We start from the raw sequence: 15,611 nt of genomic DNA on the forward strand, positions 1-15,611 counted from the left end.
CGGCGCGGTCACTCCGTGATGGTGGGCGACACTCCGTAGAACGGGCGCAGCTCCAGCCACTCGTGGATCGGCTTCCCGCCCGCACCGGGGGCGGCCGACAGCTCCCCGGCCAGCTCGACGGCGCGCTCGTAGCTGTCGACGTCGATCACCATCCAGCCCGCGATGAGGTCCTTGGTCTCGGCGAACGGGCCGTCGGTGACCGGCGGACGGCCCTCGCCGTCGTACCGGACCCACGCCCCCTCGGGGGCGAGCGCCTGACCGTCGACGAACTCGCCGGTCCCCTCCAGCCTGGCGGCGAAGTCCTTCATGTACTGCATGTGGGCCGAGATCTCCTCGGGCGTCCACTTGTCCATCGGCACGTTGTTGGCCGGAGCCGGGGCGCCGCGGTAGTGCTTGAGCAGCAGGTACTTGGCCATGGTGATTCTCCTCGGTACGGGTGCGCCCCATTGTGGTCGCGTTCACCATGGAGACGGAGCCGATCGAGGGTTCTCGACATCGGCGTCCGGGATTTCCTGAGAAATTTTCCCGGGGTGTCCGAGAGGCTGTTCACGAGGCCGTTCAAGTGGCCGCCGTTTCCTCCTGGGCGCGGTTGCGCAGGAGGAGAGCCACCCAGCTACGGAACGGGCGCCAGGCGTCGGCGATCCGGGCGAGCCGGCCGGGGGAGGCGGCGGTGGCGTCGTCGAGGCCGTACGCGGAGGCCATGGCCCGGTGCAGCCGGGGTTCGGACGACGGGAAGACGTCGGGGTGTCCCGCGCCGCGGATGAGGACGAGTTCGGCGGAGAAGGGGCCGATGCCCGGCAGCTCCCTGAGCGCGGCGAGTGCCTGCTCGGTGGGCAGGGCGCGCAGCGCGGCGGCGTCGAGACGTCCGTCGAGGGCTGCCTCGGCGATGGCATGGAGCCGTTCGACCTTGATCCCGGTCAGTCCGGGCACATGGCCGAGGGAGCGCAGCACGGCCGGGGCGGGGAAGGCGTGGAGCCGCTGCCCCGCGACGTCGACGGCGCGACCGTGCTCCCGCGCCAGACGGGCCTTGATGGCAGCCGCCTGGGTCCTGCGGATGCGGTTGCCGATGACACTCCAGACGGCGGCCTCGTAGGGCGAGTGGAAGCAGACGGGCCGCAGCCCCGGATAGTCGGCTTGGAGACCGGCCACGATGGGATCGGCTTCGGCGAGGGCGGGAAAGCCCGTGCCGTCGACGTCGAGGGAGAGGATGCGGGCGAGCTGGGCCCGCGCGGCTTCACCTGCGCCGGTGTGTGCTGGGAGCGGGGCGGCCCCGCCGCCGTCACCGCCGTCACCGCTGCCAGCGTCGCTGTCCGCGTGGACGGTGAACTCCGCGCGCACGGTGCCGGGCCGCCCGTCCGCCGCCGCCTCCTCCTGCCGCACCGCGCAGCCGATGACGGAGACGGCGTCGTCGGAGGGGAAGGCCAGGCGCAGCACTCCGTCGGCCGCGCCGTCGTAGGAGGCGGGGGTGAAGCCTTCCAGGAACCGGATGGACGAGGCGAGGGAGAACGGTCCTGCGGGTGTGAAGGAGGCGGCGGTCATGGTCAGGCTCCGTGGACGGTCAGGACGTAGCCCTCGGGGCCGACGAAGGAGAACATCGGGCCGAACGGGCTGTCCCTGAGCGGGGTCAGGACCTCGACGCCCGCCTCGGTGAGCTGGTCGCGCAGGCCCTGGGCGTCGGGGGTGGAGAACCAGAGCGCGACGCCCAGGCCGGGGCGCCCCGCGTCGAGGTCGGTGCCGGGCAGCGGCTCGCGCACGGCGAACGGGGTGGGCTTGGTGTCGAAGACGACCGCGCCGGGGGGCGAGGCGGGGGTGCGGCGCAGTCCGAGGTGCTTCTCGCAGAAGGCGGCTGCCGCCTCCAGGTCGCGCACCTGGAGGGCGACGAAGTCGGGGCCGTCGATGCTGATCGTCATGGGTTCTCCTCGGGTCACTGGCGGTGTGGGCCACCAGGGGATGTCAGGACTTTGACATCCCCGACAGTAGGCTCGGCGCTCCTGGATGTCAAAATGCTGACATGGAGAACGACAGGAGAGCCGAACCGCCGCACCCCGCCAAGGACGTGACGGAGCATGTGGGATACCGCCTGAAGCGCGCGCACGCCGCCCTGCGCGGCGCCATGGACAAGGCGCTGCGCGAGCACGGTCTGACCGTCCCGCAGTACTCCTGCCTGGAGGTCCTCGCCCTGCGGCCCGACATGTCCAACGCCGAACTCGCCCGCGCCACCTTCGTCACCCGGCAGTCCATGAACGTCGTGCTGCGCGGACTCCAGGAAGCGGGCCTGATCCGCCGCCCCGACACCGTCGACCACGGCCGGGCGCGGCCCGCCCGCCTCACCGGCGAGGGGTGGCGCAGGCTCGGCGACGCGCAGGCGGCCGTCTACGCCGTCGAGGCGCGCATGGTCGAGGCTGTCCCCGACGGGCGCCTGGCCGACCTCCTCGCGGACTTCGACCGCATCGCGCGGGCCCTGGAGGAGTGAGGCGGCGAGGCGTGCCTCTCGTGGAGTACCTCATGGGTACCCCGCTTGATAGGCAAGTCGCTACTTGCCTATGGTGGTGGTCATGGCGGAGGATGTCTTCAAGGCGCTGGCCGACCCCACCCGTCGGCGCATCCTCGACGAGCTGGCGGAGCGGGACGGCCAGAGTCTGTTCGAGATATGCGCGCGGCTGGTGTCCAAGCACGGGCTTTCCCTGTCCCGGCAGGGCATCAGCCAGCATCTGGCCGTACTGGAATCCGCGGGGCTGGTCGTCGTGCGGCGCCAGGGCCGCTACAAGTTCCACGATCTGAACACCGGGCCGCTTGAGCACATCGTGACCCGATGGCTCAGGCCGCCCGGCACCCACGAACCCCCCGAGGCACCGGAGAGCACCCCATGAGAATCCACCTCACCAGCGTCTTCGTCGACGACCAGGAGAAGGCCCTGCGCTTCTACACCGACGTGCTGGGCTTCGTGAAGAAGCACGACGTCCCGCTGGGCACCGACCGGTGGCTGACGGTGGTCTCGCCCGAGGACCCCGAAGGCACGGAACTGCTGCTGGAGCCCTCTGGCCACCCCGCCGCGCAGGCGTACAAGACGGCACTGGCCGAGGACGGCATCCCGGTCACCTCCTTCGCCGTGGACGACGTACGCGCCGAGTTCGACCGGCTGCGTGCGCTCGGGGTGGCCTTCACCCAGGACCCGCTGGAGATGGACACGGCCACCACCGCCGTCCTGGACGACACCTGCGGCAACCTGATCCAGATCGTGCACGTCAAGTAGGCACACTGGCTCCTCGCCAGGAGCCGCCCTCCTCGCGCAGTGCCCGGAAGAACGCCCGCACATCGCCGGTCAGCAGGTCCGGCTGCTCCATGGCCGGGAAGTGCCCGCCCCTGTCGTACTCCGTCCACCGCACGATGTTGTTCGTACGGTCCGCGATGTGCCGCAGCGGGATGTAGTTGTCCCACGGGAAGTCGGCGAGCGCGGTCGGCGCGGTGGACGGCTCGGGCGGGGCACCCCAGTAGTGTGCGTGTGCGCGCTCGTAGTAGATGCGCGCCGACGATCCGGCCGTGCCGGTCAGCCAGTACAGCATCACGTTCGTCAGCATCTGGTCCCGGTCGACGGCGTCCTCCGGGCGGTCCCGTGAGTCGGTCCAGTCCTTGAACTTCTCGACGATCCAGGCGAGTTGGCCCACCGGTGAGTCGGTCAGGCCGTACGCGAGTGTCTGCGGCCGGGTGGACTGGATGTCCGCGTAACCCTGACGGTCGCGGCTCCACTCCTGGAAGCGTTTCCAGGAGGCCAGTGTGCGGCGGCGCTCGTGCGGGGTCAGCGTGTCCAGCGACCGCGCGTCGGGCTCCCGCGTCATGGCCGCGTTCGGCAGCAGGTTCAGGTGCACGCCGATGACCTCGTCCGGCAGCGTACGGCCCATCTCCCGCGAGATGCCCGCTCCCCAGTCGCCGCCCTGCACCCCGTACCGGCGGTAGCCGAGGCGCTTCATCAGCTCGGCGAACGCGGCGGCCACCCGCTGCGGTTCCCAGCCCTGCTCCCGCGTCGGCCCTGAGAACCCGAAGCCGGGGATGCTCGGCAGCACGAGGTGGAACGCGTCGGCCGGGTCGCCGCCGTGTGCGCGCGGGTCGGTGAGCGGGCCCGCGATGCCGGTGAACTCGACGATCGAGCCCGGCCAGCCGTGCGTCATGAGCAACGGGGTGGCGTCCGGTTCCGGTGACCGGATGTGCGCGAAGTGGACGTGTGCACCGTCGATGCTGGTGGTGAACTGCGGCCACTCGTTCAGCTCGGCCTCGGCGGCGCGCCAGTCGTACTCGTGCCGCCAGTACCGCACGAGTTCCTTGAGGTAGCCGCGGGGAATCCCGTACGCCCAGCCGACGCCGGGGAGTTCATCGGGCCAGCGGGTGCGGTCCAGGCGCGCGTGCAGGTCGTCCAGCTCGTCCTGCGGGATGCTGACGCGGAAGGGGCTGATGCTCTCGTCGGACATCGTGATCATGCCTGCGCATGCTACGTCCGTCCGCGCCCACCACGGCGTTCGCCGACGGGCCGTGTCGGTCGGCGGGAGCCGCGGCCTGCCGCCCCCGTCCCCGTCCCCGCCCCCGCCCCTGTCACGTCAGGCTGCCCGCGAGCGGGTTCGCCGGGCCGCCCCCGCCCTGGCCACCGGGCGCGGGGCCACCAGGTGCCGGGCCACCGGCTGCGGGGCCCGCGGCGACCGCGGTGTCGATCGCCGCCTTGATCTTGTTGTGCACCTCGTGGTGGAGGTAGGAGAACTCCGCCTCGGTGATCGTGCCGCGGTCGGCGTCCATGATCTGACGGTGGACGTCGGCCACGGGCCGGTCGGTGTCGGGGGTGGCCAGGGGCACGATGGAGATGTGGTAGCTGATCCAGCGCGCCTTGAGCGGTTCCGTCACCGACGGCAGGGCGGTGGCCGGGTTGGTCTGTTCGGGAGCCGGTTCCATCTGGGCCTGTACGCGCATCTGGATGCCGTAGCCGTACCAGCGCAGCCGTGTGACGTGCCGCCGCAGCGCCGTCTCCATGGCGAGCTGCTCGGTGTTGACCGCGTTGGAACCGATCACCAGGTTCTGCCAGATGTCGGGGCCGTTGTCCCCGTCACCGATCAGATGGCACCACTCGTACGCCGCGAGCACGCCTGGTGCGCCGCCCATCCCGGGCCCCATCCACTGGTGCGCCTGTGTGTTCCCCATGGCCTTGGCGGTGCTCCGGCCCCCGTCCCTCCGGTCCACCTCCGGCGGGACCGAGACAGCCGTGGCGTTCCGCTTGGGGCCCGGCAGGGCGTCGAACTCCGGCGCCCCCAGGAACTGACGGTTGTCCGTCCTGAACCTCGGGTCCTGCCTCTGCGGTACGTAGTAGAGGAACGGCTGGCTGTCCGTGTGGGGGAGGAGACGGTGCTCGTCGAAGTCGTCGTCGGTCGTGAGCAGTTCCGTGTCCGGGTCCAGACCGTGGCTGTCCGCCAGTTTCTCGGCCTGCTGCCGGTCGAAACCGCCCGCCGCGGCCCAGTAGACCGGGTTGTGGGCCCACCTGTCGCCGAAGGCGTACGTCCTGCCCTGCGACCTGCCCTGGGAGCCCCGGAGGACCCAGGAGCGGATCTCGAAGGGCGCGTTCAGATCGATGAGGCTCGGGTTGCCGTGCGAGGCGCCCTGGGGATCGTTGACCAGCTCCACCTCGTAGGTGAAGAACGAGGAGCGGAACTTGGCCCTGATGCTGGTCTGCGGCTGGGCCCGACGGCCCCGCGCCGGCGGTGGTGCCCAGTCCTTCGGCGTGCGGAGGATTTCGATCTCCCCGGCCCTCGGCCGGCCCACACGGGCCGTGTCCGGCTTGTCGGGGGCCGCCCCGTCCTCACCGAACTCCTCGGCGGGCACGGACAGGAACGCCAGGGAGTACCCCGCCTTGTTGAACTGTTCCTCGGCGGGGCTGGTCACGCGCTGGACCACGGGCGTGCCGGTGGTGGGTGCGGCCTCCCGCCGCCGGGTCTGGAGCATCCGCGTGACCGCCGCGTTGCCCATGCTGCGCTGCAAGGCCGGGACCGAAGCGGGGGAGGGTGCGGCGTCCGGCTCATGGGCGACGTCAGATGTACGGGCGACGTCAGGTGTACGGGTGGTGGCGGGACGGCGAGGGTTCGGTGCCGCGCCGGACCGCTCCTGGCCGACGGCCTCACCCGACTCGTGCGCACGCATCCGGAACCTCTCCGCAGGGGCGACAGGTGGCCCGTCATGGATACGGCACGGTGCGCCGACGGCGGTAGGGGCGGGCGGGCAGTGTCGCTGCCCTCCCGGGCAGGCGTCCTCGCGCACGGTGTGCGCGTACAGGTGGTGTCCTCAACAGGTGGCGCGCGCGTGCCGGTTGCGGGCAGCATGCGGGGGTGCGGACACATGGAACGGGGGCGCCCTCGGGCGCGGACGACGGAGACCCGGTGCTCTCCTACGCCCTGGAGCAGTTGCGGTGGTACGCGCGTACCCGCGACCGCTCCCGGCGGTGGCACTGGTGCGTGGAACTGGGCTCGCTGGCCATGGGAGCGGCCACCGTGGTCGCTGCGGGACTCCGGGCGCCCTCGCTGTTCACGGCGGCGGTGGCGGGCGCGATGGTCTTCATCGGCGGCTTTCGGCAGGTGTTCCACCACACGGAGCGCTATGTGATCGCTGCCGAGGCGTGGCAGCGGCTGCACACGGCGGTGCGGCGCTATCAGCTTCTCGGCGAGACGGGGCGGGACGAGGCGGCCCGGCAGCGTCTGCTGGAGCAGGTGGAGGAGGTCTCGGACACCGAGACCCGCCACTGGGCGGCCTTCCGCCGTGGGGCGCCTCCGGCACCGGGACCGGCACCTGGTCCGACCGGTCCTCCGGCCGCCTGAAGCCGCCCCGTCATGTGTCCGTCCTGCCACGTGTCGCCCTGCCAAGGGCTGCCACGGCGGTCAGGGTGTCATGTCACGTGGCCGGGGACGTGGTGACGATCAGCCGGATCTCCTCGGCGACGAGGCCGGGGTCGGTGAGGGGCACGTAGTGCCCGGACCGGGGAGCGAGCACATGCCTGCCGTGCGCGGACCCGGCCGCGAAGCGGGCGTGCGAGTCGTTGGCGGCGCGGCGTGCGGCCTTGTTCATGCCGCCGCCGGTGAGCGCGCCGGAGATGACGGTGACGGGCACACCGGCAAGCTCGGGCGGGGTGTCGCGGAACGTGGCGAGTTCGTCGAGGAAGGTGCGGGCCTGGGCGCGGTGCGTCTTGACCAGGCCGACGGTGAACCCGTCCCGCTTCATGTCGCGCCGCGCGTCCTCGGGCAGCGGAGCGGCCGTCGAACGGTAGGCGAGACCGAGCAGCCGCAGCCTGGCCAGCAGCAGGTTGACGGCGATGGCCGCGCGTTCGGCCCGCCGGAACACTGGCCCGAAGAGCATGTCCGCGCCCTCGTCGGTCGGGTCCACCAGCACCAGGCCGCGTATCCGGTCGAGGCGTCCGGCCGCGGCGAGGCGGACGAGCGGGCCGCCCGCGCTGTGTCCGACGAGCACGTAAGGGCCGGGCCCGAAGTGGTCGAGCAGATCGTGGAGGTCGTCCGCCATGCGGCGCATCGTGCGCGAGTCCGGGTCGGTGGGGCTGCGGCCGAGACCGGCGCGGTCGTAGACGACGGCCCGCGTCCACGTGCCCACGAGGGGCTGCACCAGCGCCCAGGAGGAACGGGTGGCGGCGGCGCCCGCCTCGAAGACGACGGTCGGTGTGCCGGTGTCCGTGGGGCCTGGCAGCACCAAGGCGTGCAGCGTGCGCCCGTGACGCGTGGGCACCCACTCCGTGCGTCCCTGAACATGCGCTGCCGCGCCGGTAGTTGAGGCCATGCGCCGATCCCCTCCCCCTCGTGCGGTCACGGTCCCGACCGTCTGCCCTCGGGGAAGTAAGGGTAGCCTAAGTTGGCTTACGTGTGACGGTGACGACCACGTTGATGACGCCGTCCGCGCGGGCCGCCCGCCACGACGGGGGCGGGCGGCCCGGTGCGGAGAGTCTCAGGCGTCGAACTTGCGGTACGAGGGGTCGAGGTCGCGGGTCTCGGCGGAGACGTGCAGGGCGATGCCCTCCGTCCTTACGTGCTGACGGGCCACTTCCAGCACCGCTTCGGTCAGCCGGGCCTTGGTCTCGTCGGTGCGTCCGGCGAGCAGGCCGATCGCGACGTGGAGGACCGCGTGCCCCTCGGTGTCGTGGCCGACGGCCGTGAACGCGCTGGGGCGGAACTGGGTCTTGCACGCCTCGGGCTTGGCCGAAGCGATCTCGATCACTGCGGTGTGCAGGTCCTTGGCGAAGGCGGCCTGGTCGAGGACGGGGGTGAGCACTGCGGAGTGGTCGACGGTGATCTGCGGCATGAGGACTCCTCGTGAGACGGGGGATCGGGCTCGGGGACTCGGTACCGGGGACTCGTGGCGAGGGTATACGCGCCGGGCCGCAGCTCAGGGGCGGATACCCGAGGGGACGGGTCAGCCGCTCGTCGCGTCCGTCGCGTCCGTCGTGTTCACGGTGTCCGTCGTGGACCGGTTCTCCTCGTCCGCCGCGCGGCCCGACGGCTTCCCGTCCACGGGGCGCGGGCCGGGGGAGCGGTGCCACAGCGGCGGCAGCTTCCGGGTGGCGAGGTAGACCAGCGCCGCGACGGCGAAGCCGACGTAGTAGGACAGCTCGCCCCACTCGGGATGGCTCGCCGCGACGAAGCCGGTGTAGACGTGCGACTTCCAGAAGGGCACCGCGGCCAGGGCGCCCGCGACCCAGGCGACGAAGCCCCATTCGAAGAGGCGGTTGCGGTCGAACAGCTCGGGGATGCGCGAGCGGTCCTTGCGCGGCCCGACGTAGTAGTCCATGAGCAGGACCGCCACGTAGGGGGCGATGAAGTAGGCGGTGAGGTTGAGGAACACCTCGAAGGAGGTGTAGATGCCGTCGGCCGCCCAGAGGCTGACACCGAGCGCGGCGACACAGATGAGGGTGACACACGTGCTGCGGCGGAAGGGCAGGCCCAGGGTCTGGAGCGAGATGGCACCGCCGTAGACGTTGAGGAAGTTCTGGGAGAAGGACGACAGGAGGATGGCGAGCATCGCCGGGACCGCCCACGGCCCGGTCAGCTCCTTGAGCGCGACGATGGGATCCGTCGAGTCGGACGCGCCCGCGAGGACGGCGCCGGTCACACCGAGCCAGGAGAGGGTGAGGAAGTTGCCGAGCGCGGTGAGCACACCGGCGCGGCGGCTGATGTGGGGAGTGGAGGGGAGATAGCGGGAGTAGTCGGAGGCGAAGGGGAGCCAGGCGATGAGGAAGGCGAGGAAGTGCCCGGCGAGGGTCACCCAGCCGCCGGTGGGTCCCGTGTAGCCGGAGGCCGACGGGTCGGCTTCGAGGAAGGAACTGCCACGCTGGAGCGACACGGCCGTGACCAGCACGAAGAGCGCCAGCAGGACGAAGGTGAGGATCCGCTCCAGGTAGTGGATCATGTTGTAGCCGAAGACGGCGACGGTGAGCTGGAGCGCCGCCAGGATGACCGCGCAGATCCAGAAGGGGACGCCGATCAGTACACCGAGCGCCTTGCCCCCGAGGATGATGGTGACGGCGGCCCAGCCGACACCCGCGAAGACGTTGATGTAGGCCACGGGCAGCAGGTTGCCGATGAACCCGAGGGGCCCCCGGGCCTGCATCTGCTGGGGAACACCCAGGTGGACGCCCATGCGCGACAGCACACCCATCGCGACGGCGCCCACGAGGGCCCCGGTCACGATGGCCGTCACCGCGGCGGTCATGGACAGGCCGAGGGACGCGGCGCTGAACCCGAGCAGCATGATGGGGAAGTTCAGCCCGGCGGCGAACCAGATGAAGAACTGGGAGCTGGGTTTGCCGTGGCGTTCGGCGTCGGGAATGTGGTCGATGCCATAGGGCTCGACCTGGGCGATGTTGTCCCGGTAACCGAGATCGGGTGGTTGCGCTGCGTCGGGCAGACCCGTGGACACGGGGTTCATGTGCGGCTCCCTGGAGGGTGTGACGAGGGTGTTGCATACCAGTCGGAAGATTGCGGCGGGTACGCGCGAGCGAGTGTGGGCGACCGCGATTTTCGGCCCGTACTGCGGCTATCAGCCAAGAGTGTACGGATCTTTCAGCGGCCGACGGTCATCGCCTTGACGCGCGGGAAGGTGCTCTCTAGCTTGTTGTGCCATGCCAGATACTTCAGCTGCCAGGTCGGCCTTCCGTAAGCAGCCCCTGGGGGGCACGAGCGTCCGCAGCCGCGTCATCAGCGAGCTGCGCGGCCGGATCATCTCGGGCGAGCTGGCTCCCGGGACGAGTCTTTCGGAGATCGTGCTCTCGGAGGCGTTCGGGGTGAGCCGTACGCCGGTGCGCGAGGCGCTCAAGCAGTTGCAGACGGAGGGACTGGTGGTGATCCGCCCCCGGGTGGGCACGTTCGTCTCGGCACCTTCCCGGCGCGAGATCACCGAACTGTTCCAGATGAAGGAGCTGCTGGAGGGGGCGGCGGCCCGGCTGCTGGCCCAGCGCGGCCGGGTTCCCGAGCTGGCGCAGTTGGAGGAGAACCTGGAGCGTGCCGACGCGGCCGTGGCGAAGGGCGATCAGGAGCAGTACGCCCAACTGGTCCACGAGTTCCACGACTTGGTGATGCGCGGAGCCGACAACGCCAAGCTCGCCGAGCACTACAGGACGCTGATGAACCAACTCGCCTACCACCGTCTCGTGCACACCTCGCTCTCGCAGCCGGGCCGCCCGACCCGCTCGGAATCCGAGCACCACCACGTGCTCGAACTCGTCCAGGCCAAGGACGGCGAGGGGGCCGAGCGCGTGATGCGCGAGCACGTACGGGCCAGCCACCGGGCGCTCATGGACAGCCTCGACACGCAGTCCTCCGACTCCGACTCAGACGGCGCCGCCACGCCGGACATACCGTCGTGACCCGCCAAGAGTCCGTCATGGGGCCGTCATGAGCGCAGGACGAACGGGTCCTCGGCCGGGCCCTCGTCCGTGTTGATCCACACGCTCTTGAGGCGGGTGTACTCCCGCATGGCCTCGGTGCCGTGCTCGATGCCCATGCCGCTGGACTTGAAGCCGGAGCGCGGCGACATGGGCGACATCGAGCGGTAGGTGTTCACCCACACCGTCCCCGCGTCCAGCCGTGCGGACACCCGGTGGGCGCGCGCGAGATCGCGCGTCCACACCCCGGCGGCGAGCCCGTACTCCGTGCCGTTGGCCAGCCCGATCAGCTCGTCCTCGGTGTCGAACGGCATGACGGCCACCACGGGGCCGAAGATCTCCTCCTGGCACAGGCGCATGCTGTTGACCGCGTCGACGAAGACCGTCGGCTGGAAGAAGTAGCCCTCGGCCAGGCCCGGTCCGGCGGCCGGGCGCTGCCCGCCCGCCGTGACACGTGCGCCCTCGGAGCGCCCGAGGCGCACATACTCCTCGACCCGGTCGCGCTGGCTCTCGATCGCCAGCGGCCCCAGTTGCGTCTCAGGGAGCAGGGGGTCCCCGAGCCGGATGGCCCCCGCCCTGGCCGATACCCGCTCGACCACCTCGTCGTAGACGGCGCGCTGCGCGAAGACGCGGCTGCCCGCGACGCACGTCTGGCCCGCGGCGGCGAACACACCGGCGACGATGCCCGTGGACGCGTTGGCCACGTCCGCGTCGTCGAAGACGATGTTGGGCGACTTGCCGCCCAGCTCAAGGGTGGTGCGCACGAAGCGGGACGCACAGCTCGCGGCGATCCGGGAGCCGGTCCCCGTGCTTCCGGTGAAGGAGACCTTGGCGACCCTCGGGTGCTCGACCAGGGCGGCGCCGACCTCGTCGCCGTACCCGGTCACCACATTGACCACCCCGGGAGGGAAGCCCGCCTTCTCGAAGAGCGGCACCAGCCGCAGGAGGGAGGCACTGGTGTGCTCCGACGGCTTCACGACCACCGTGTTGCCCGCCGCCAGCGCAGGGGCGATCTTGGTGGCCGTCAGCAGCAGCGGGGAGTTCCAGGGGGTGATGGCCACGACCACCCCGAGCGGTTCGCGCACGGTGTAGTTGAGGATCTCCCTGCGCGCGGCGGGGACGGTCTCGCCGTGCGGCTTGTCCACCAGGCCCGCGTAGAAGTGGAAGTACTCCGGCAGGCTGGCCAGTTGGGCGCGCATCTCGGTCAGCAGCTTGCCGTTGTCGAGGGTCTCGGTGCGGGCGAGTTCCTCGGCGTGCTCCCCGATCAGCTCCGCGAAGCGGCGCAGCAGCGCGCCGCGCCGGGGCTGGGGAAGGTCGCGCCAGGCCGGGTTTTCGAACGCCGTGGCCGCGGCGTCCACGGCACGCCGGGCGTCCTCCGCGTTCCCGCGCGCGCTCTTGTACCAGACCCGGCCCGTCGCGGGGTTGGTGCTGGGGAGGTAGGCGCCGTCGGCGGGAGGCACCCAGGCGCCATCGATGTAGTGGTCATGGCGTGGCGGTGCCGTCGGCACGGTCCACCTCCGTGGTGTGTCGGATGATTTCGTTCGACAAGGTCTCTGGTGCTTCCAGCGGCAGCAGATGGCGGGCGCCCGCGACGAAGGCGTACCGGGCGCCGGGAACGGCCTCCGCGAGCCGCCGCGTCATCCGGGGCGTGGAGCCGGGGTCCTCGCTCCCGGTGACGGCGAGGGTGGGCACGCCGATGCCGCCCAGCCGGGGCCACAGTTCGGCGTCGGCGTGCGCGAACACCTCGTAGCAGGCCAGATAGGAGGCGCGGTCCTGGCCCAGGAGCGTCTCCCTGACCCGCTCGGCCAGTCGCGGATCCCGTGCCCGCCACGGTGGGGCGAACCAGCGGTCGAGCGCCGCGTCGGCCGAGGCGGCGAAGTCCTCACGCGCCGCGTCCAGCCGCCGCAGCACGGACTCGCGCTCCTCGGCGGAGCGCCGGGCCACGGAGCTGACGACGGTCAGCGAGGCCACCGAACGCGGCGCCAGCAGCGCGGCTTCGGTGGCGACCAGCGCGCCGAGCGAGAAGCCGACGAGGTGGGCCGGGCGGTCGGTCAGCGCCAGTACGTCGCGCGCCATGTCCGCGAGCGCCAGCCCGGGGGCGGCGGCGGGTGAGGCGCCGTGGCCCCGCAGATCCACCGCGCGGACCCGGTGCCGCGCTGCCAGTGCGGGCAGGCAGCGGTCCCACATGTGCCGGTCGAGGCCGACACCGTGCAGCAGCACGAGGGGTGTGCCCCGGCCGTGGTCCTCGTAGGCGATCGTGGCGACCGGCGCGCCTTCGGCCGCAGGTGTCTCCCCGGCGGCCCCTGTCTCCCCGGCCGCGCCGGTTGCCGCACCGGTCGTCGGCCCGCCGCTCACTGCTCGCTCGCCAGGGGCGCCAGGCGGGCCTGGGGCCGCCCCTGCGCCGCCGCGGCGAGCGCGATGACGATCTCGTCGGCGCGGGGCGCGTCGGGTATGCGGACCTCCACGCTCTGGTGGTGCGAGCGCACGGTGGCGTCGGTGATGTGCTTGAGCGGGATGTCGAAGACGGTGCCGGCCGAGGCCACCTTCTCCAGCGCGGGCAGCAAGGTGGTGGCGGAAGCGGCCTCGCGGAAGTGGTCGCCGAACTTGAGGGTGTGGATGAGCCCCGAGCCGTGCTCGACCTCGCCGTTCAGCCCGACGACGGCCGCCTTGCCGTACGCCTCGACCGGCTGCCCCAGCGCCTTGACCACCAACGGGGCGAGCAGCGCGCCGAGTCGGGGTGCCACCTCGTCGATGCCGGGCGCCAGGTCGCGCACGAAGCCCCGGCCCGCCCACGGGTTGCCGATGACGGCCGCGACGACGGCGGTGCGCGCGGCGGGCGATACGGGCTCGCCGCCCTCGGTGTGCACCTCGTCGATCAGGGTGATGGTCTTGCGGAGGTTCATCGCTGTCCTTCCAGGGCGTGCGCGGGGTGCGAGGTGTTCGCGTCGTGCGGGGCGTGCGGGGCGTGCGGGGCGCTCACGGTGTTGAGGGTGACCGCGGGGTCGGTGCGGCGGTCGCCGATGCGGGCGTTGGGCCGTGGTCCGGTGGCCGCCGCCGCGGTGATGACGAGTTCGTCGGGCCGTGGCCCGTCGGGCACCCGGATCTGCGTGGTGGCGTAGTGCGAGCGGGTGGCGGCCTCCGTCTTGTGCCACATGGGCACCGTCACGGTGGCCCCCGCCGGGGAGCGCTCCTCGCTGAAGGCGATGATCGAGGTGCCGTCGAGCAGCTCGCGCAGGATGTTCCCGAAGTACGGGGTGTGGATGAGCGCGTCGCCGTGCTCGGCCTCGCCGTCCAGGCCCACCAGCGCCGCCTTGCCGAAGGACGCGACGGACTCCGCACCGCCGAGCATGGCCGTGAGCCGGTCGGCGATCTCCCTGGCCAGGACGGGGGCCAGCTCCTCGACCTCGGGCTGTAGATCCTCGACGATGCCGCGTCCCGCCCACGGGTTGCGCACGGCGATGGCCACCGCACCGCGCCGTACGGGCTGGTGCACGGCGCTGCCCAGTTCGCTGGTCAGCTCCTCGCAGGAGGAGACCACCCGGCGGATGCCGCTCACGGACGGTCCCCCTCGCCGGAGAACCGGGGGAGCACCTTCTCGGAGAACAGCTCCAGGCTGCGCATGGCGTGCTTGTGCGGCAGGCCCGGGTGGGTGGTCCACAGCATCAGGTGCTCCAGGCCCACTTCGTCGCGCAGCTCCTCGATCTTCCCCGCCACATGCTCGGGCGTGCCGACGAGCAGGTTGCGCTCGTCCAGGAAGTCGAAGCTCAACTCGTGCTGCGGGCCCAGCTCTTCACCGGCCTCCATCAGGTTCGACAGGCCGCGCCAGTGCGTCACCCACTGGTAGGTCTGCATCAGCGCGTGCTCGAACTCGGCGCGGGCCTGCTCCATGGTGTCGGCCACGTACACGTCGCGTACGAGAGCCAGGCCCTCACCGGGGGCGTACGGGCGCCCGGACGCCTCGGACGCCGTGCGCTGGTACAGCGCGAAACGCTCCTTGAGCGCGGAGACCGGCGGCAGCCAGAAGATGCCCTGGATGCCCTGCCGCGCCGAGGACTCGATGGACCGTGGCGAGTCGATGACCTGCCACAGCGGAGGGTGCGGGCGCTGGTACGGCTGCGGCACCACCTTCAGCTTGTCGATGACACCGTCGGTGGTGAACTCCTCCGTGGCCGGTGACAGCGGGTGGTCCCACCGCACCCCGGGCTCGGGGAACCGGAAGAAGCGGCCGTGGTGGTCGAAGAACTCCCCGGACCACGCCTTGCGCATGACCTCCATCGTCTCCTCGAACAGGGCACGGTTCTGCTCCTGGTCGCGCGGGTCGGCCGCCGGGTTGAGGTTCACCGCCTCCCGCCCGTAGAGACCGCGTCCGACGCCGACCTCGACCCGTCCGCCCGATAGCTGGTCCAGCAGGGCGAGGTCCTCGGCGAGGCGCAGCGGGTGCCAGAACGTCGCGATGCTCGCCGCCTGCCCGATGCGCAGCCGCTCCGTGCGTGCGGCGATGTCGGCGCCCATCAGCACCGGGTTGGGCGTCAGCTCCTGGCCCTCGTGGCCGAAGTGGTGCTCGGTGTACCAGGCGGACCAGAAACCGGCCTGCTCCGCCGCGACCGCGTACTCGCGGGCCTCCCGCATCAGGCGGTGGTAGTCGCCGAGCTGCCCGGGGGCCCCGAGCGCGTGAAAGATCGAAAAACGCATCAATCTGCCTCTC

Annotated in this window: 18 protein-coding genes; 5 read left to right on the forward strand and 13 right to left on the reverse strand. The window is 71.5% G+C overall.

Features of this window, described 5'->3' with window-relative positions; translation table 11 throughout:
* Window positions 1–8: 8 nt before the first annotated feature.
* From ACYVOO_RS20620 to ACYVOO_RS20630, 3 genes are all read right to left on the reverse strand, one after another.
* Window positions 9–416: a YciI family protein gene (locus ACYVOO_RS20620; RefSeq protein ID WP_461017124.1), complete on the reverse strand. Its 408-nt coding sequence runs from the start codon at window positions 414–416 to the stop codon at window positions 9–11.
* A gap of 142 nt (window positions 417–558) precedes the next feature.
* Window positions 559–1,539, reverse strand: coding sequence for a DNA-3-methyladenine glycosylase family protein (locus ACYVOO_RS20625; RefSeq protein ID WP_461017125.1), 981 nt, complete (start codon window positions 1,537–1,539; stop codon window positions 559–561).
* Window positions 1,540–1,541: 2 nt separating this feature from the next.
* Complete coding sequence (locus ACYVOO_RS20630) at window positions 1,542–1,910, reverse strand: VOC family protein (protein WP_453344097.1); 369 nt, start codon at window positions 1,908–1,910, stop codon at window positions 1,542–1,544.
* Between the two features lie 101 nt (window positions 1,911–2,011).
* Here ACYVOO_RS20630 and ACYVOO_RS20635 point away from each other — a divergent pair, with 101 nt between their 5' ends.
* The 3 genes from ACYVOO_RS20635 to ACYVOO_RS20645 all read left to right on the forward strand — a co-directional run bounded on the left by ACYVOO_RS20635 (window position 2,012) and on the right by ACYVOO_RS20645 (window position 3,253).
* Complete coding sequence (locus ACYVOO_RS20635; protein ID WP_461017126.1) at window positions 2,012–2,473, forward strand: MarR family winged helix-turn-helix transcriptional regulator; 462 nt, start codon at window positions 2,012–2,014, stop codon at window positions 2,471–2,473.
* An 82-nt stretch (window positions 2,474–2,555) separates the two neighbouring features.
* Window positions 2,556–2,870: an ArsR/SmtB family transcription factor gene (locus ACYVOO_RS20640; protein ID WP_453344095.1), complete on the forward strand. Its 315-nt coding sequence runs from the start codon at window positions 2,556–2,558 to the stop codon at window positions 2,868–2,870.
* Window positions 2,867–3,253: a VOC family protein gene (locus ACYVOO_RS20645; protein ID WP_461017127.1), complete on the forward strand. Its 387-nt coding sequence runs from the start codon at window positions 2,867–2,869 to the stop codon at window positions 3,251–3,253. The genes ACYVOO_RS20640 and ACYVOO_RS20645 overlap by 4 nt, the downstream gene beginning before the upstream one ends.
* Here the strand turns inward: ACYVOO_RS20645 and ACYVOO_RS20650 are convergent.
* Window positions 3,246–4,472 (reverse strand): epoxide hydrolase family protein, encoded by a 1,227-nt coding sequence (locus ACYVOO_RS20650; RefSeq protein ID WP_461017128.1) that lies wholly within the window; start codon window positions 4,470–4,472, stop codon window positions 3,246–3,248. The genes ACYVOO_RS20645 and ACYVOO_RS20650 overlap by 8 nt on opposite strands.
* 112 nt (window positions 4,473–4,584) lie before the next feature.
* A complete protein-coding gene (locus ACYVOO_RS20655; RefSeq protein WP_461017129.1) occupies window positions 4,585–6,171 on the reverse strand; it encodes a hypothetical protein in 1,587 nt (528 codons plus the stop codon).
* Between the two features lie 185 nt (window positions 6,172–6,356).
* Between ACYVOO_RS20655 and ACYVOO_RS20660 the strand changes: the two genes are divergently transcribed.
* Window positions 6,357–6,842: a DUF4231 domain-containing protein gene (locus tag ACYVOO_RS20660; protein WP_461017130.1), complete on the forward strand. Its 486-nt coding sequence runs from the start codon at window positions 6,357–6,359 to the stop codon at window positions 6,840–6,842.
* Between the two features lie 73 nt (window positions 6,843–6,915).
* Here the strand turns inward: ACYVOO_RS20660 and ACYVOO_RS20665 are convergent, their stop codons facing one another.
* From ACYVOO_RS20665 to ACYVOO_RS20675, 3 genes are all read right to left on the reverse strand, one after another.
* Window positions 6,916–7,758, reverse strand: a complete 843-nt coding sequence (locus ACYVOO_RS20665) for an alpha/beta fold hydrolase (RefSeq protein WP_461017131.1) — start codon at window positions 7,756–7,758, stop codon at window positions 6,916–6,918.
* A gap of 216 nt (window positions 7,759–7,974) precedes the next feature.
* A complete protein-coding gene (locus ACYVOO_RS20670; protein ID WP_461017132.1) occupies window positions 7,975–8,328 on the reverse strand; it encodes a 5-carboxymethyl-2-hydroxymuconate Delta-isomerase in 354 nt (117 codons plus the stop codon).
* Window positions 8,329–8,439: 111 nt separating this feature from the next.
* Window positions 8,440–9,951 carry a purine-cytosine permease family protein gene (locus ACYVOO_RS20675; protein ID WP_461017133.1) on the reverse strand — a complete coding sequence of 504 codons (1,512 nt, stop codon included), beginning with the start codon at window positions 9,949–9,951 and terminating at the stop codon, window positions 8,440–8,442.
* A 193-nt stretch (window positions 9,952–10,144) separates the two neighbouring features.
* Here ACYVOO_RS20675 and ACYVOO_RS20680 point away from each other — a divergent pair, with 193 nt between their 5' ends.
* Window positions 10,145–10,888, forward strand: a complete 744-nt coding sequence (locus ACYVOO_RS20680; protein ID WP_461017134.1) for a GntR family transcriptional regulator — start codon at window positions 10,145–10,147, stop codon at window positions 10,886–10,888.
* A gap of 26 nt (window positions 10,889–10,914) precedes the next feature.
* On the opposite strand, the gene ACYVOO_RS20685 is transcribed toward ACYVOO_RS20680, so the two are convergent.
* From ACYVOO_RS20685 to ACYVOO_RS20705, 5 genes are read right to left on the reverse strand one after another with little or no spacing between them, the layout of a single operon-like run.
* Entirely contained in the window at window positions 10,915–12,414 is a 1,500-nt protein-coding gene (locus tag ACYVOO_RS20685) for an aldehyde dehydrogenase (protein ID WP_461017135.1), read from the reverse strand.
* On the reverse strand, window positions 12,389–13,261 hold the full coding sequence (locus ACYVOO_RS20690; protein WP_461017136.1) for an alpha/beta fold hydrolase: 873 nt from the start codon (window positions 13,259–13,261) through the stop codon (window positions 12,389–12,391). Before ACYVOO_RS20690 ends, ACYVOO_RS20685 begins: the two co-directional genes overlap by 26 nt.
* On the reverse strand, window positions 13,258–13,809 hold the full coding sequence (locus ACYVOO_RS20695; protein ID WP_461017137.1) for an amino acid synthesis family protein: 552 nt from the start codon (window positions 13,807–13,809) through the stop codon (window positions 13,258–13,260). Before ACYVOO_RS20695 ends, ACYVOO_RS20690 begins: the two co-directional genes overlap by 4 nt.
* Window positions 13,806–14,462 (reverse strand): amino acid synthesis family protein, encoded by a 657-nt coding sequence (locus tag ACYVOO_RS20700; RefSeq protein ID WP_461017138.1) that lies wholly within the window; start codon window positions 14,460–14,462, stop codon window positions 13,806–13,808. The genes ACYVOO_RS20695 and ACYVOO_RS20700 overlap by 4 nt, the downstream gene beginning before the upstream one ends.
* A complete protein-coding gene (locus ACYVOO_RS20705; RefSeq protein ID WP_453344082.1) occupies window positions 14,459–15,598 on the reverse strand; it encodes an LLM class flavin-dependent oxidoreductase in 1,140 nt (379 codons plus the stop codon). Before ACYVOO_RS20705 ends, ACYVOO_RS20700 begins: the two co-directional genes overlap by 4 nt.
* Between the last annotated feature and the right edge of the window lie 13 nt (window positions 15,599–15,611).

Source organism: Streptomyces daliensis (assembly GCF_054782395.1).

What these genes read in the sequence shown, in the direction of transcription:
- ACYVOO_RS20670 (WP_461017132.1), bottom strand. Translation starts at nt 8,328, where the DNA reads ATGCCGCAGATCACCGTCGACCACTCCGCAGTGCTCACCCCCGTCCTC.
- ACYVOO_RS20625 (WP_461017125.1), bottom strand. Translation starts at nt 1,539, where the DNA reads ATGACCGCCGCCTCCTTCACACCCGCAGGACCGTTCTCCCTCGCCTCG.
- ACYVOO_RS20650 (WP_461017128.1), bottom strand. Translation starts at nt 4,472, where the DNA reads ATGATCACGATGTCCGACGAGAGCATCAGCCCCTTCCGCGTCAGCATC.
- ACYVOO_RS20645 (WP_461017127.1), top strand. Translation starts at nt 2,867, where the DNA reads ATGAGAATCCACCTCACCAGCGTCTTCGTCGACGACCAGGAGAAGGCC.
- ACYVOO_RS20680 (WP_461017134.1), top strand. Translation starts at nt 10,145, where the DNA reads ATGCCAGATACTTCAGCTGCCAGGTCGGCCTTCCGTAAGCAGCCCCTG.
- ACYVOO_RS20630 (WP_453344097.1), bottom strand. Translation starts at nt 1,910, where the DNA reads ATGACGATCAGCATCGACGGCCCCGACTTCGTCGCCCTCCAGGTGCGC.
- ACYVOO_RS20705 (WP_453344082.1), bottom strand. Translation starts at nt 15,598, where the DNA reads ATGCGTTTTTCGATCTTTCACGCGCTCGGGGCCCCCGGGCAGCTCGGC.
- ACYVOO_RS20675 (WP_461017133.1), bottom strand. Translation starts at nt 9,951, where the DNA reads ATGAACCCCGTGTCCACGGGTCTGCCCGACGCAGCGCAACCACCCGAT.
- ACYVOO_RS20695 (WP_461017137.1), bottom strand. Translation starts at nt 13,809, where the DNA reads ATGAACCTCCGCAAGACCATCACCCTGATCGACGAGGTGCACACCGAG.
- ACYVOO_RS20620 (WP_461017124.1), bottom strand. Translation starts at nt 416, where the DNA reads ATGGCCAAGTACCTGCTGCTCAAGCACTACCGCGGCGCCCCGGCTCCG.
- ACYVOO_RS20640 (WP_453344095.1), top strand. Translation starts at nt 2,556, where the DNA reads ATGGCGGAGGATGTCTTCAAGGCGCTGGCCGACCCCACCCGTCGGCGC.
- ACYVOO_RS20655 (WP_461017129.1), bottom strand. Translation starts at nt 6,171, where the DNA reads ATGCGTGCGCACGAGTCGGGTGAGGCCGTCGGCCAGGAGCGGTCCGGC.
- ACYVOO_RS20635 (WP_461017126.1), top strand. Translation starts at nt 2,012, where the DNA reads ATGGAGAACGACAGGAGAGCCGAACCGCCGCACCCCGCCAAGGACGTG.